Raw genomic sequence first — 15,042 nt, 5'->3', positions numbered from 1 at the left:
AAAGCTCATGGCATACCGTAAATTAGGTCGCGATAGTGCACACAGAAAAGCAATGCTCAGAGAAATGACTACTCAACTTATCATGAATGAACGCATTGTTACTACTGAAGCTCGTGGTAAAGAAGTTCGTAAGACTGTAGAAAAAATGATTACCTTGGGTAAGCGCGGCGATTTAAACGCTAGAAGAAAAGCTGCTACTTTTGTTCGTAACGAAATTGCAGATATTCATGAAGAAGGCGATGCAGTTGTTGTAAAGTCAGCATTGCAAAAGTTATTTAGTGATATTGCACCTCGTTATGAAGACCGTAATGGTGGTTACACTAGAATGTACAAACTTGCTAACCCACGTAAGGGTGATGCAGCACCAATGGTTATTATTGAATTAGTTTAGTGTTTGTTGAACAATTTAATATTTTATAAATTAAATCTCCACGAAAGCGAGAATAAGCGCGATGATGGTGGCTTATGCCTAGTCTAGCTTAGATGTTAATTCATCCCTCTTCGTGGATGATTTTTTTTTGCTCTTTTTTTGGATTTGTTACAATAGAAACATATGTAATAAATGCAGGAGATATAAAATGAGTAATGATATTATCAAATTAAATAATGTTTCATATTCTTATCCAGATACAAATAGCCCAGCTTTAAAAAATATTGATCTTACTATTTCTGAAGGTAAATGGACCGCTTTAATTGGACATAATGGTAGTGGTAAGTCTACTCTGGCTAAACTTATAGATGGGTTGATTATGCCGGATAAAGCTAATGATACAACTATAATGATTAATGGCTTTTCTTTGAATTCGGAAAATATTTGGAATATTCGGGATAATGTAGGAGTTGTATTTCAAAATCCTGATAATCAGTTTGTAGGTGCAACTGTTGAAGATGATATAGCGTTCGGATTAGAAAATAGAAATGTTCCACGCAAAAAAATGCATGAAATTATTACTCATGTATTATCGGAAGTTGGAATGGTTGAATATCGTAAAAAAGAACCTCAAATGTTGTCAGGAGGACAAAAACAGCGTGTTGCTATTGCAGGAATATTAGCTATTAATCCTAAAATAATTATTTTGGATGAAGCTACTAGTATGTTAGATCCAGAAGGTCGTACACAAATATTATCCATAATTCGCAATTTACAAAAAGAGCAAGAATTAACAGTAATTTCTATAACTCATGATGTTGATGAGGTTATGCTTGCGGATCAGGTAATAGTATTAGACAAAGGTAAAGTTATAGAAAAAAATACTCCAAGTGAAATTTTTAATGATAAATCTTTGGTAGAAAGGACACAAATTGTAAAGCCTTTTGTATATCAATTAAAAGATAAGCTAGAACAAAAAGGAGTACAAATACCTGCTAAAGTAAATAATGAAGAAGAATTGGTGAAATATTTATGGCAATTAAATTCGAAAAAGTAAGTTATATTTATAATTCAGGTACACCTATGCAAACAGTAGGATTAAATGATGTAACTTTTGATATAGAAGAAGGAACTTTTACTGCTCTTGTAGGACATACAGGTAGTGGAAAATCTACAATAATGCAACATTTAAATGGTTTACAGAAACCTACTAGTGGAAAAGTTGAAATTGCAGGTTTTACGCTTGATTCGAAAACGTCCAATAAAGGATTAAAACAATTAAGAAAAAAAGTTGGATTAGTGTTTCAATTTCCTGAAAGTCAACTTTTTGAAGAAACTGTTTTAAAGGATGTAATGTTTGGTCCTAAAAATTTTGGCTTTTCTGAAAAAGAAGCAGAAATACAAGCTAGAAAATGGCTTAAAAAAGTTAATATTAGCGAAAAATTATTTTTTAAATCTCCCTTTGATTTATCAGGAGGACAAATGCGGCGTGTTGCCATTGCAGGGGTCTTAGCATCGGAGCCTGATATTTTATGCTTAGATGAGCCAGCTGCAGGTCTTGATCCTAAAGGAAAAATAAATATGTTCAAATTATTTAAAGATTATCAAAAAGAAGGACATACAGTAATTTTAGTTACACATGAAATGAATGATGTAGCGACATTTGCAAATAAAGTGCTAGTGATGGATGGAGGTAAACTTGTAGGTAATGGCTCTCCTGAAGAAATTTTTATGGATAAACGCTGGTTGAAAAACCATCATTTGGGGGTACCTTCTGCTGTTAACTTTAGTCTTAATTTACAATCAGGCAACTTTAAATTTGATACTTTACCTTTGACTGTCGATAATTTAGCCGATAAAATTATTGATAATTTAAAGGAGGAGTCACGTGAGTAAAATTATTTTAGGAAGATACATTCCAGGAAATTCGACAATTTATAGGATGGATCCACGTGGAAAGATTATTGGAACTTTTATATATATTATTCTAATTTTTTTAGCCAATAATTGGTTAACTTATTCTATTTTAATTATTTTTACTTTAGGTGCTGTTCTAGCAACAGGCTTACGTCCGAAAGTGTATTGGGATGGAATCGAAGCATTAATTTGGTTAATTTTATTTACTTCAATTTTGCAGTTATTTTTTACTAGTGGAGGAAAAATATACTGGCAGTGGGGAATTTTGAGTATTACACAATATGGTATTCAGAATTCAGTCTATATATTTATACGTTTTGTAATGATAATTTTGCTTTCAACGGTATTAACGCTAACAACGACATCTTTACAAATTGCAGATGCTCTAACTTGGTTATTAACACCTTTGAAGTATATTAAAGTTCCAATAGAGCAAATTTCATTAGTAATGGCAATAGCTTTGCGATTTGTTCCAACATTAATGGATGAAACAGTAAAAATCATGAATGCACAAAGGGCCCGTGGAGTAGATTTTAATAGCGGGGGTTTGATTAAAAGAGCTAAGAATATTATTCCAATTTTAGTGCCCTTGTTTATTAATTCATTGACAATTGCTTTAGATTTATCTGTAGCTATGGAATCTAGAGGTTATCGTGAAAATGCACCTAGGACGCATTACAGAGCTTTAAAATGGTCTAAGTATGATTGGCTTAACCTAGCATATTTCATCGCTTTAACAGCATTATTATTAATATTTAGGACGAGATAATGACAAGATATAAACTAACTATGGCCTATGATGGTCATCTCTTTCACGGGTTTCAAGTTCAGCCTAATCAAAGAACTGTTCAAGGTGTAATTGAAGAAGCTTTAATAAAAATTACAAAGGGCAAGCGGGTAATAGTCCATGGGTCTGGAAGAACTGATGCCGGTGTACATGCCAAAGGACAAGTAATTCATTTTGACTATCCAGGAAAAACTATCCCTGCTAAGAATATGATGTTAGCACTTAATTCTTTGATGCCAACGGATACAGTGTTTTTTGAAAGTGAGATTGTTGATACAAATTTTCATGTTCAATATTCTACCAAAGGAAAGTGGTATCGCTATATCGTTGATCAACATCATTTTGTTGATCCTTTTAGACGATTTTATACAGGTCACTATCCTTATCCCTTAGATATTAAAAAAATGCGTCAAGCGGCTCAGGATTTAATTGGAGAGCATGATTTTACTAGCTTTGCAGCTAGTGGTGGTCAAATTAAGGATAAAGTACGAACTATTTATTATATAAACATTCAAGAAGATCCACGTGAGAAAAAAATAATTTTTGATTTCATTGGGAATGGTTTCCTGTATAATATGGTACGAATCCTCGTGGCAGCACTTTTAGAAATTGGTAATGGGAAACGCCCCGTTCATGATTTTCCAAGAGTTATTGCTGCCAAGGATCGTCAAGAAGTTAGAGGAACGGCGCCTGCTAGTGGACTATACTTATATCATGTATTTTATGATGAAGTTCCAACAAAATATCGATTAGATCTTAAAAATAATTGACTTTTTGGTCAAAACGACGTAAATTAGTATACGTATGTTTGTCCACGATAGGCCCCGGAAACTTATTGTATGTCAAACACAAGAAAACGGAGGAATTTAAATTGCGTACTACCCCATTAGCTAAAACTAGTGATATTAAACGTAAGTGGTATGTTATTGATGCAACTGATGTGGCTCTTGGTCGTTTATCAGCTGTTGTAGCATCAATTTTAAGAGGTAAGAATAAGCCTCAATACACACCAAATGTAGATACTGGTGATTATGTCATCGTTGTTAATGCTGGTAAACTTAAGTTAACTGGTAAAAAAGCAACTGACAAGATCTACTACCACCACTCAGAATACCGTGGTGGTTTGAAGGCTACTCCTGCCGGTGAATTATTAGCCAACAACCCAGTAAGATTAGTTGAAAAGTCTGTAAAGGGCATGTTACCAAAGAATACTCTTGGTCACCAAGAATTCATGAAATTGCACGTTTACGCTGGTGAAGACCACGAACATCAAGCACAAAAGCCTGAAAAGTTAGACATTAACGAATTAATCTAGGAGGTTTATATACATGGCACAACAAGCAGCTTACGCTGGAACTGGTCGCCGCAAGGATTCTGTTGCGCGCGTTCGTTTAGTACCAGGTAATGGTCAAATTACCATTAATAAAGAAGACGTAACTAAGTACATTCCTTACCCTAACTTGGTTAAGGATATGAAACAACCATTAGACATTACTGAAACTGAAGGTCAATATGATGTTTTAGTAAATGTTAACGGTGGTGGTTTCTCAGGCCAAGCTGGCGCAATCCGTCTTGGTATCGCACGTGCACTTTTAGAAGTTGACCCAGATTTCCGTGGTCCACTTAAGAAGGCTGGCATGTTAACTCGTGATCCAAGAATGAAGGAAAGAAAGAAGCCAGGTTTGAAGAAGGCCCGCAAAGCTTCACAATTCTCAAAACGTTAATATTTTCACAAAAATGTTGTTGTATCAACGTTTACGAGATATATTTTGGGCACATATGGTCGCAATTTGATTATATGGAGTTTAATAGATTTAAAGCATTAGCATCTTGCTAATGCTTTTTTTCTTGTATTAATGCTTTATGGATATGAATCTCTCCAGTTGGACAAGAATTTCGGAGTTTTATTTATGCATAAAGTATTTAAGTAAGACAAAATTAATATTTATAGATATAAAATAAATAATAAAAAATATTGACAATATAAAAATATGAAGTATCATTTTAATAAACGTAATAAAAAAATAATTATATTTTAATTATTATTGCAAAGGGAGGACTATTTATGACTTTAGAAAAATTAGTAAAGGGTATGAATGAAAAAAAGGTAGATTACTTTAAGGAAGTAACACTTACTTGGAACCATTCAGTTACTAAGGGTTTGTAAGTCTTTAAATTTTAAAAAGTTTATAAATTCTTTTAAAGTGGGAAATCCTATTAAGGAGTAATGCTTAGTTGGTAATGTAAGAAAGTCAAAAACTTTTGATTAGTAATCTATATAAGCTAAATAAATTATCTCAATCCAAAGAAGTATATAGAATAATGAAAAGAGATTTATTAGGACGAGAAAATTATGACAAGTATATTATTAGAAGCTAATCATATTAAGCGTAACTTTAAGGATAAAGATAGAGTTTTTCACGCTGTAAAAGATATCAGTTTTGATTTAAATGAAGGCGAAGTTATTTCTTTTATTGGACCTAATGGGGCCGGGAAAACAACTCTTTTAAAATCTATATCTAATTATTTAGTCCCAACGAGCGGAAATATTGAAGTGATGGGAATTGATCTTCTCAAACAACCACGTAAGGCAAGAAGAAAAATGGGTGTTGTTTTTGGTGGTGATCGTGGTTTTTATAATAATGCGACTGCCAGAGAAAACTTACGTTTTTTTGGAAGATTACTAGATGTTAAAGAAAAAGAATTAAATCAGAATGTAGAAAAAGCATTAGATGTCGTGGAATTAGCTGATGTGGGTAATAAAAAAGCCGGGACTTTGTCTAAAGGAATGCTCCAAAGGTTACATATTGCACGTGGTTTAGTTAATAATCCCAAAATATTAATGCTTGATGAGCCAACGGCTGGATTAGATGTAGAAGCAGTTTATGAGATTCGAGCATTAGTTAAAAAGTTAAAACAACAAGGCCATGGAATTATTTTAACTAGTCATGATATGGCAGATATTGAGAATTTAGCCGATAGAATTTTCTTAATTGGTGGAGGGGAAATTCATTTTAGTGGTGATATTAATGCCTTGAAGAAGTTTGCAAAAGTAGATCAAGATGCAAGTCTGGAAAAAACTTATTTGCAAGTTGCAGATCAATTGAAACGGAGAGATTAAGTATGAAAAAATTTCTTCATTTAGTTGGTTTTCAAGTAAAGGAATATGTGAAAAATACATATTTTGTCAATTTAGTATTAATTCAAACTACCATGATGATGCTGTATGAATATTTAGCCCATTATGTTCATCATACTTATTCAGGGCAGGAATGGTTAATAGCCGGAGTTATCGGCTTGTGGGCTTCTTGCACTACTAGTGGTGGAGCATTAGGCTTTCAAAGATTTCAAGGTACTTTACCTCATCTTTTAAATGGGGCTTTACCACCTTTTGAAGCTTTGCTAGCTACTTTAGCACCAGCTGCTATTTATGGTTTAGTTGCATTTCCTTTAGCTGCTTTAGAAGCAGTTGTTTTAGGAATACCGGTAAACTATTTAAGCTGGAAACTTTTACTCGGGATTGTAATCTTATGGTTTACAGCGACAGTCCTTAGTTATGTAGTAAGCTTGATTTTTGTTTTATCAAAGCATGCAATGCAATATGAGGAGCTATTGTTATTGCCGATCTTACTTTTATCCGGATTTTTAACTATTCCGCAAGTTTTATTACCTTATATAAAACCTTTTCAGTTGTTAAGTCCTTTGACTTTACCAATTCAAATTATCTACCATCAACCGGTTAGACCGATAACGATTATTTTTTATTTCTTGCTTATTATCTTGTTTATTTTAAGTGCATTAAAAATGACTAATGTAATAGTGCAAAGAGCAATTAAAGAGAATAGGCTGGAGATTTTCTAATGAAAAATTATCGTGTAACTTTTAAATCAATTGGAAATTTTGATAGTATTCCTACTATTCTAGTAACTTATTTAATTTTACCTATCGTATCCCTGATTATGTTATTGCTAATTGCTTTTAGTGGTAACCAAGCTTATACACGTATTTTGCTTGGTAGCTTAATGGATACTGGAATTGCAACTATTATAGGAATAATTGTTGGTAGCTTTGTAATGGATCAAGATTTAGGTGTAAGTGATGAAGTTATTTCAATTAAACCTAAATTTAGGAATTATTGGCTTCCTAAAATATTAATTGCTTTTGGGGTAATGTTGGTTGAAGTTATCTTACTAATGTTAATTGGCTTGTTTTTTTTACATCAATTAAATTTGTTACCAAAAGTATTAATTTCTTTAGTATTTTTTGGCTTAATAGCAATTATTTTAGGGTATATTTCGGCAATTGCAGGAAGAGGAAAGGAAAATCCTTATTGGCTTTCTAATTTTTTGATTGGAGCTATTATAATCTTGTCAGGGGTAATTATTCCTGTAAACCAATATCCTTTATGGTTGAAAATTGTAGCAGGTCTATTTCCAATGAATAATATTTTAAATTGGATTCAATTAAGAAGTTATATAAATCAGGAATTATTAATTGTAGTGATTAAGTTGCTAATTTGGTATGTAGTAGCAATTGTTTTTAATAAAATTCAAGAAAATAGATCAAGATAAGCCATTAAATAATTTATAATAAAATTGGTAAAACTACGTTTGTATACTAAAAAAGCATCTCACAGGGGATGCTTTTTTAGTATGGAATATTTAACAATAAGTTAAAAAGATATAAAAGTAAAGGGGACTATTGTAAAATAGAGATGCTCATTGGAGGAAAACATGAAATATTTAATCACTAGTGCTAGCAGTAAGTTAGCTCAAAAAGTAACACATTGGCTTAAAACCATGACTGATGAAGTCAATATTAGAGTGGGATTAGATTCTCTAACTGAAAAAAATAAATATGATGATCTAGAAGTTGAAAAAGTAAAGGTGGATTACACTAATCATCATTCAATCCAGGATGCCTTTAAGGAAATTGATCTTGTAATATATATTCCCTCAATTGATTTAACCTTATCAAATCGAATTTTAGAATTTGAAAGCATTCTTGCTGGGGCTGAAAAAGCAAATGCTAAATTTATTTTTGCTAGTTTTTTTGCAGATCAAGAAAATAATCCATTCTTGATGTCACCATTTTATGCATATGCAGAAAGAAGATTGGCGGGATCAGGAGTTCCATATAGTATAACCAAAAATACTATGTATGCAGATCCTATTGTGGATTATATTCCCGAGCTAATAAAGCGGAAAAATATTATTTATCCTGTTGGTGATCAATCATTATCTTTTATAACATTGAATGATAGCGCCCATGCAATTGCTTGTTTAGCTGTACAACAAACAATGCGTGATAAGGGACAGTCGTATTTATTATCAATGGAAAATAATTATAATATGATTGAACTTGCCTATATCATTAGCCATGCAACTGAAACTGATATTGGGTACAAACCAGTTAGTGTTGAAAAATTTGCTAAAATTTATAAAAATCCTGTTATGGCATCCTTGTATGCTGCAGGTGGTAAAGGATTATTAAATAGGACCTCGAGAGATTTTCATAAACTAACAGGGCGTGAGCCAGAAAGAATGAATCATTATTTGCGTAATGGTTATCAGATAGCGAAATTATTAGATTATTGAACTGAGCTTGAGCATATAAAAAAAGAGAAGTAGAATTTTTATTTGAAACTTAAAATTTTACTTCTCTTTTTTATTTAGAGACTTTCTTTAATATTTTCTGCTAAATAATCATATAGCATTCCCTTTTTCAATTCGTCAGTGTTATATCCTAATGCCTCAGCAATTGCATAAGCGTATGCCCATGCTGTTGCTGGTGCTCTACTAGTAATTACTTTTTGCTTATTATCAGTTACAGTAATTCTGGTGCTAAAGTTACCTGTTGGACATTCTTTCTTTATTACGTCTTCAAAACCAGGATAGCAAGTGTAGTTAGTATCGTTTAAAATTCCATAACGACTTAAAGCAATTGGTGCAGCGCACATTGCTGCATCCCATTTACCTTCTTTGTGGCGTTTAATCATTAAGCCAGCTAATTTCTTATTATCGCGTAAATTTTCTGCACCAGTTTTACCACCTGGAAAAGCAACTAAATCGTAGTCAAGCAAACTATCGTCGACAATTTTATCGCAAGTGATTAAAATATTATGATCGCCATGGATTTCTTTTTTATCTAAGCCCACCATGTCACATTCTATATTTAACCGTCGTAGAACGTCAACGACACTTAAACCCTCTACTTCTTCACAGCCATCTGCAAAAACAACAGCTACTTTTGTCATCAAATTATCCTTTCTATAATTGTAAATTTCTCAGTTAATATTTTACCGCAGTTTAATTACTAATTTTGAAAAAATGCTTTCAATACATATCTTGTATTGGAATAAATTGTGAAACACAAAATATAGTAGTACATAAAAAATGCTTGCATTACGCTGCTTTTTTGTTAACATTTATATAAATATGTTGTCAAGTTTGTGAAACAATATAAAGAAAGAAGGTTTTTTATGGCTACAGAAGTTTATTTGGTTCGTCACGGAGAAACAATGTTTAACCAGCTTAATAAAGTTCAAGGATGGGCAGATTCCCCACTTACTGTTAAAGGAATTGATGATTTAAAAGTAACAGCTCATAAATTATCACAAGTTCACTTTGATAAAATGTATAGTTCTGATTTAAAGCGGGCCATTGATACAGTTCACTTAATAGCAAATGCGAATGAGGTATCTAATATTGGAAAAATAAAAAAATTTCCAGCATTTAGAGAAGTATTCTTTGGTACATTTGAAGGCGATGATATTGATCAAACATGGGAAAAAGTCTCACTAGCTGGTGGGATGGATCCCGAAACCGATGTAAATAAGATTATTAATACTTTAGGAATTTATAAATTTAGAGAGGCTACCAAAAAAGCTGATCCTCGGCATTTAGCTGAAAATAGCGCTGAATTAGATGAGAGAATGACTAGAGCAATTAAGCAACTTTCTGAAGAAACAAAAGGCTTAGGTCGTGTTTTAGTCGTTTCTCATGGAGATTTTATTAAGACGTTAGGAATCAAATATTGGGATAAGTCTGATGGAATGCACGATATTCCGTTCCCAGAAAACGGTAGTGTAACTCGTGGTATTTTACATGATGATGGGCGATTTGAAATTGTAGATTATAACGTTAAGAGTAAAGATTTGATTGATATGTAGAAATATCTAAGTAACCAAATTCAACCTTTTAGTTGTGGGAAAGTTAAAAATTTAAGATAATAGTTAGTGATATATAAATGGGGGATTTTTATGAAAGATAAGTCATCTATCCGTTATTTATGGGTCACAATTTTAAATATTGTAATTACTGTTGCTGAGTTTATAGGCGGAGCTGTATCTGGCTCTTTAGCACTTTTATCAGATGCTGTTCATAATTTAAGTGATGTTGGATCAATTATTTTAGCTTTTATAGCTAATTTGATTTCTAAAAGAAAACGAGATGTTAATAAAACTTTTGGTTATGATCGAGCAGAAATTTTAGCAGCCTTTACCAATGGAATAATTTTAATTGTAATTAGTTTGTATTTAATGGTTGAAGGAATTCAGCGTTTTTCTCATCCTGAACCAATTAAAGGAAAGATTATGCTTATTGTTTCATTAATTGGATTAGCTGCTAATTTAATCTCAATGTTAGTGGTGATGAAAGAAGCTAAGACAAGTTTAAATGCTAAAGCCACGTTTCTTAATATGCTTTCAGATGCTCTAACAAGTGTGGCTGTTGTAATTGGGGCGATTGTAATTTCAATTTGGAAAATATATTGGATTGATCCGATTCTAACTATTGCAGCTTCACTATTTTTATTAAAGGAAGCCTATGAAGTTACTACTAAAGCTGCAAACATTTTAATGGAAACTAATCCAAGTATTAATTTGGATGAAGTGAGAGAAACAATTATTTCTATTCCAGAAGTAAAAAATGTTCACCATGTTCATGTCTGGCAATATTCTGATACTGTAACAATGCTTGATGCTCATATTAATGTTGATGCTAAGATGGATGCTAAAGAATTAGATAGTTTATATGGAAGAATTGAACAAGAACTTAAAAAGCTAGGAATTAATCATGTTACTTTACAAGCTGAATGTGTTAGAGGAATGAATGAAAAAATTTTAGCTTCTGGAAAAAATACTAGATGATAAAGAAGACCTGTTAACTATTTGGTAAAATAGAAGCGGGTCTTTTATTTAGAAATTTTCTTGAAAGGAATTAAAAATATGGAATTTGATACTGAAAAATTTAAGCAAAAACTTAATGAAAAAACAGATGAATTAGCTGAAGCAGCACAATCGGGTATTGAAAGTTTTAAAGAAAATCAGTGGCCAAAAATTAAAGATACAATAGATGAAACATCTTTTGGTAAAAAATATGGCAAAAAAATATGGCACAAATCTAAGCAATCATTTAAAGATGGTGTGCGTAAGCTAGATCAATGGGTAAATGGTAGTAGTGTGCATAGGGACGATAAATAAAAATGCAAATCAATATTTGGGTTAGTTTAATTGTGCTATTGGTTGGCTTGTGGGATATTTATACTGCTTTTCAAAGAAAACGTAATAAAAAATTAATTGCAGAAAAGAAGTTAAATTTAAGTAAAGCCCAGAAAAGAAATTATCCTACTGGTGGAGAAACCTATTTTTTGATTTTAGGAATTATTTTTACCGTCTTGGGAATTATATTGTTGATTTGGCATTAGCTATAGGTGGGTTATTTTGGTCAAGTTAGTATTAATTAGACATGGAGAGAGTACTGCAAATGCAGACAATGTTTATACTGGTTGGAATGATGTTCCTTTAAGTAAACGGGGACTTGAACAAGCAAAATATGCCGGAGTTCAAGTAGCAAAAATCCCTAATTTTGCACCAACCCATATTCATACATCTGTTTTATCAAGGGCTATTATAACAGCTAATATTATTGCAGATATTTGTAGTTTTCTATATTTGCCTATTACTAAAACTTGGCGATTAAATGAACGGCATTATGGTGCTTTGCGCGGAATTAATAAAGATATTTCTCGAAAAATTTTTGGCAAAGAGCAAGTGCTAGAATGGCGGCGGAGTTTTGATAGTGTGCCACCTAAGTTAGTACAACCAGTTCAGGACAGAAGATATAAATATTGTGATATGAATCTAATGCCTCAAGCTGAAAGCTTGCACCAAACACAAAATCGCTTAATGCCATATTTTTGGGATAATGTGGCACCTCAATTATTGGCAGGTCATGATCAATTGATTGTTGCACATGGTTCTAGTTTGCGTGCATTAATTAAGAAAATTGAAAATATCAATGACCAAGATATTATTAAAGTTGAAGTCCCAAATGCTCAACCGATTGTTTATACATTTGATAAAAATCTAAAAATTATAAAAAAAGAAATTCTAAAATAATTTTTGCTTCTTTGTAAAGTTCGTGAATTATTAAGTTTTATGGTAGAATTTTTACGTATATATAGACTTAAAATTAGTTTGGAGAAAAAGATGCGTAAAATATTTCTATTAAGAGGTGCACCTGGATCGGGTAAGTCATCTTTTATTGCCCGTCACCATCTACAACCTTACGCCATTTCTCGTGATGCAATTCGTTTATTACTTGCGGATTTAACTGTATTTTATGAGAAAAAAACTGATCAACTTCATCAAATAATACCTCGTTATGTATCTAAAGATACTGAAAAAATGGTAGATGAGCTAGTTGAACATAAAATGTCTTATGGTGAGACGGTAATTGTTGATGGTACGCATATTACACCGGAGGCAATTGAACATTTCAAGCCTTGGGTTGATAAGTATCGATATGAATTGTTTGTTGTTGATTTAATGCAACATAATACTTTAGAAGGGTTACTACGACGTAATCGAATTAGAATTAATTATGATTGGGTTAAACCTTCCGTTATAAAAATGATGTATGAAAAATACGAAGCTCATCCTGAAGTTCCTGATTGGGCGTATTCAATTTTACCAACGGGAATGGAACGTGCATTAAGTCAAAAAGAAAAAAATTTAGATAGATATTCGCATGTTATCTGTGTACCCGACAAGGTCAAACCAGAAGATTTTCCACATGTTCATATCTCTAATTTCTATTTTTCTTTTAACGATGAATTTACTCGACAATATGGATCATATCGTAATGTAATTACGATTGCTAAAACTCCTGAAGAGGCAGTAGAGCAATTTAAGTTGCCATATTTTGTTTTCAAGTTTCACCATAAACATTTTTTAATTTCTGCTTATCCAATTAGAAATGAAATGCTTGATCCAATTCGAAAAGTAAAGGGTGTTTGGACTTATTCAACTGGACTTTATAATGTTGCTGATTTTGTAAAGGAATTCCCAGAAAATAAAAAATCTCATGTCCATCAATTTAATTTAAGTAAAATTGATCCTACGAGATTGCTTCATATTTGGTAAAAAAAGAACGTTACGTAAAAATTACGTAGCGTCCTTTTTTTGTGTATATAGTTAATTAAAATTTAGTAGCTAAAGCTCCCATTGGATCCCATGGTAATAATTGGATTGGATCTTTAGCACCTTCTTCAAAGGCTTTTCTTAAATCTTCAGGCATGTTCTTCTTATTGATAACAGCTTGGTAAACAAACTTATCAAACCAAGCATCGCTCATCACGAAGTATCCCTTGAAACCAGGTTTTTCACCCCATGAGTTTTCGATCTTCCACTTAGTTGGCTTGCCATCTACTAAGTCAACACCAGTAATAATCATTGCGTGATCCATTAAGCTTTCACCAGAGTTTAGAGCGTCAGCTTTAGACATATTGAAATCAACATCAAATAATTCATCACGCTTGTAAAGTTCAGTATCAAGTAACCCAGCTTGACGTTCTGAATCCTTAACAACGTTTGAACCAAACCAAACAACTTCACCATCTTTTAATTGCTTGATGATTAATTCTTTCATTTCATCGATTGGTAAGTTTAAGTGACGTACTTGACGTCCACCTTCAACGTTACCTAAGTATTCAACTGAAAATACCTTGTGGAAAGGTTTGTCTTCAGTTGGAGCGTTGATAGTTGAAACGTATTGACTTAAGTCCCATCCAACATATTTTTTAAAGAAATCTTGTGGGGTTAAATTGCTATCTCTGTGGAAGTTCTTATCGTCATCTCTGTATTCAAAGTCAAACTTCTTAGGTGGAACACCAAGAGAGATTGCTAATACGCGGTAAACTTCTCGAAGCATTTCGTCTTTACGAGTTTGTACTTCTTCTTCGCTTTTACCGTCTTGAATCATACGACGTAATTCAAGACCATCTTTACGAAGTAAAGTATTTAAAGTATCGTTTAAAGCACTTGAATTAGTGGCATTAGCAGTTTCTGGGTAAACGCTCTTTGGCACAATACCATATTTTTCAATAATGCCACAAAGCATATCCCATTGACCACCATCTTGTTGAGGAGTAGTAAATAGGAATGAGACTTTACGGTCACCAAGATCTTTATCTGCAGTAGCAATTACATTTTCAAAGAACCAATTAGATTTTTCAAATTTATCCCAGAAGTTAGTGTAATTTTGAGATAGTTCAAAATCTTTAATTTTGAATTCTTTTTGAATTGAGTGACGCATAGTGTTTAAAGCACTAAACATCCAGCAGCGACCAGATTGCTTTTGATTAGCAACTTTACCAGTATCAATTTCAATAGAGAAAGTAGGATCTAAGTTAACTTTTGTTTGTAAGTTTTGACTTGCTTTATAGATGCCGTTTTCTTGAGCAGCACGCCCAGCAATTTTGTTAGCTCTATTTGAGTTAAAATCTTCTTCAAAACTTGCAATAGTCTCGTTAGTGATTTCTTTAGTCATGCAAAATGCCTCCTTAAATAATACATCATATTAAGTTTATACCATTAATAAACGAGCGTCTAATAATCTTTTTTGAAAAAAGAACAGTTTTTGCGTAATATAAAATAAAATTATAAAAACAGATTAGTTGAATTATA

Annotated in this window: 19 protein-coding genes; 17 read left to right on the top strand and 2 right to left on the bottom strand. The window is 32.4% G+C overall.

What is annotated here, in order from left to right:
• Nucleotides 1-7: 7 nt before the first annotated feature.
• The 11 genes from rplQ (at nucleotide 8) to HDR40_RS04295 (ending at nucleotide 8,671) form a co-directional block, all read left to right on the top strand.
• Entirely contained in the window at nucleotides 8-391 is a 384-nt protein-coding gene (rplQ, locus tag HDR40_RS04345) for a 50S ribosomal protein L17 (protein ID WP_290626833.1), read from the top strand.
• A gap of 187 nt (nucleotides 392-578) precedes the next feature.
• The gene (locus tag HDR40_RS04340; protein WP_290626831.1) at nucleotides 579-1,427 is read left to right on the top strand and encodes an energy-coupling factor transporter ATPase; all 849 of its coding nucleotides are present in this window, start codon (nucleotides 579-581) and stop codon (nucleotides 1,425-1,427) included.
• Nucleotides 1,403-2,266, top strand: a complete 864-nt coding sequence (locus tag HDR40_RS04335; protein WP_290626829.1) for an energy-coupling factor transporter ATPase — start codon at nucleotides 1,403-1,405, stop codon at nucleotides 2,264-2,266. The genes HDR40_RS04340 and HDR40_RS04335 overlap by 25 nt, the downstream gene beginning before the upstream one ends.
• Nucleotides 2,259-3,056 carry an energy-coupling factor transporter transmembrane component T gene (locus tag HDR40_RS04330; RefSeq protein ID WP_290626827.1) on the top strand — a complete coding sequence of 266 codons (798 nt, stop codon included), beginning with the start codon at nucleotides 2,259-2,261 and terminating at the stop codon, nucleotides 3,054-3,056. The genes HDR40_RS04335 and HDR40_RS04330 overlap by 8 nt, the downstream gene beginning before the upstream one ends.
• Nucleotides 3,053-3,844, top strand: coding sequence for a tRNA pseudouridine(38-40) synthase TruA (gene truA / locus HDR40_RS04325; protein WP_290627075.1), 792 nt, complete (start codon nucleotides 3,053-3,055; stop codon nucleotides 3,842-3,844). Before HDR40_RS04330 ends, truA begins: the two co-directional genes overlap by 4 nt.
• A 101-nt stretch (nucleotides 3,845-3,945) precedes the next feature.
• The gene (rplM, locus tag HDR40_RS04320; protein WP_290626825.1) at nucleotides 3,946-4,389 is read left to right on the top strand and encodes a 50S ribosomal protein L13; all 444 of its coding nucleotides are present in this window, start codon (nucleotides 3,946-3,948) and stop codon (nucleotides 4,387-4,389) included.
• Nucleotides 4,390-4,402: 13 nt separating this feature from the next.
• Nucleotides 4,403-4,798 (top strand): 30S ribosomal protein S9, encoded by a 396-nt coding sequence (rpsI, locus tag HDR40_RS04315; RefSeq protein WP_290626823.1) that lies wholly within the window; start codon nucleotides 4,403-4,405, stop codon nucleotides 4,796-4,798.
• 629 nt (nucleotides 4,799-5,427) lie between these two features.
• Nucleotides 5,428-6,195 carry an ABC transporter ATP-binding protein gene (locus tag HDR40_RS04310; protein WP_290626821.1) on the top strand — a complete coding sequence of 256 codons (768 nt, stop codon included), beginning with the start codon at nucleotides 5,428-5,430 and terminating at the stop codon, nucleotides 6,193-6,195.
• Between the two features lie 2 nt (nucleotides 6,196-6,197).
• Nucleotides 6,198-6,935, top strand: coding sequence for an ABC transporter permease (locus tag HDR40_RS04305; protein ID WP_290626819.1), 738 nt, complete (start codon nucleotides 6,198-6,200; stop codon nucleotides 6,933-6,935).
• Nucleotides 6,935-7,645, top strand: coding sequence for an ABC transporter permease (locus tag HDR40_RS04300; RefSeq protein WP_290626817.1), 711 nt, complete (start codon nucleotides 6,935-6,937; stop codon nucleotides 7,643-7,645). Before HDR40_RS04305 ends, HDR40_RS04300 begins: the two co-directional genes overlap by 1 nt.
• Nucleotides 7,646-7,807: 162 nt before the next feature.
• On the top strand, nucleotides 7,808-8,671 hold the full coding sequence (locus tag HDR40_RS04295; RefSeq protein ID WP_290626815.1) for an SDR family NAD(P)-dependent oxidoreductase: 864 nt from the start codon (nucleotides 7,808-7,810) through the stop codon (nucleotides 8,669-8,671).
• A gap of 74 nt (nucleotides 8,672-8,745) precedes the next feature.
• Here the strand turns inward: HDR40_RS04295 and HDR40_RS04290 are convergent, their stop codons facing one another.
• A complete protein-coding gene (locus HDR40_RS04290; protein ID WP_290626813.1) occupies nucleotides 8,746-9,330 on the bottom strand; it encodes a DJ-1 family glyoxalase III in 585 nt (194 codons plus the stop codon).
• A 225-nt stretch (nucleotides 9,331-9,555) separates the two neighbouring features.
• On the opposite strand from HDR40_RS04290, the gene HDR40_RS04285 reads away from it, so the two are divergent.
• From HDR40_RS04285 to HDR40_RS04260, 6 genes are all read left to right on the top strand, one after another.
• Nucleotides 9,556-10,245: a histidine phosphatase family protein gene (locus HDR40_RS04285; protein WP_290626811.1), complete on the top strand. Its 690-nt coding sequence runs from the start codon at nucleotides 9,556-9,558 to the stop codon at nucleotides 10,243-10,245.
• A 90-nt stretch (nucleotides 10,246-10,335) separates the two neighbouring features.
• Nucleotides 10,336-11,223 (top strand): cation diffusion facilitator family transporter, encoded by an 888-nt coding sequence (locus HDR40_RS04280; RefSeq protein ID WP_290626809.1) that lies wholly within the window; start codon nucleotides 10,336-10,338, stop codon nucleotides 11,221-11,223.
• 78 nt (nucleotides 11,224-11,301) lie between these two features.
• Nucleotides 11,302-11,556 (top strand): hypothetical protein, encoded by a 255-nt coding sequence (locus HDR40_RS04275; RefSeq protein WP_290626807.1) that lies wholly within the window; start codon nucleotides 11,302-11,304, stop codon nucleotides 11,554-11,556.
• A 2-nt stretch (nucleotides 11,557-11,558) separates the two neighbouring features.
• On the top strand, nucleotides 11,559-11,780 hold the full coding sequence (locus HDR40_RS04270) for a DUF308 domain-containing protein (protein WP_290626805.1): 222 nt from the start codon (nucleotides 11,559-11,561) through the stop codon (nucleotides 11,778-11,780).
• Nucleotides 11,781-11,796: 16 nt separating this feature from the next.
• Nucleotides 11,797-12,474 carry a 2,3-diphosphoglycerate-dependent phosphoglycerate mutase gene (locus tag HDR40_RS04265; protein ID WP_290626803.1) on the top strand — a complete coding sequence of 226 codons (678 nt, stop codon included), beginning with the start codon at nucleotides 11,797-11,799 and terminating at the stop codon, nucleotides 12,472-12,474.
• A gap of 90 nt (nucleotides 12,475-12,564) precedes the next feature.
• The gene (locus tag HDR40_RS04260) at nucleotides 12,565-13,500 is read left to right on the top strand and encodes an AAA family ATPase (protein ID WP_290626801.1); all 936 of its coding nucleotides are present in this window, start codon (nucleotides 12,565-12,567) and stop codon (nucleotides 13,498-13,500) included.
• A 55-nt stretch (nucleotides 13,501-13,555) separates the two neighbouring features.
• Here the strand turns inward: HDR40_RS04260 and pepC are convergent, their stop codons facing one another.
• Complete coding sequence (gene pepC, locus HDR40_RS04255; RefSeq protein WP_290626799.1) at nucleotides 13,556-14,905, bottom strand: aminopeptidase C; 1,350 nt, start codon at nucleotides 14,903-14,905, stop codon at nucleotides 13,556-13,558.
• Nucleotides 14,906-15,042: the final 137 nt, after the last annotated feature.

This window comes from Lactobacillus sp. (assembly GCF_014803895.1).
Note: the sequence above shows the minus strand (reverse complement) of the source record. Positions and strands in the feature narration are given on the sequence as shown.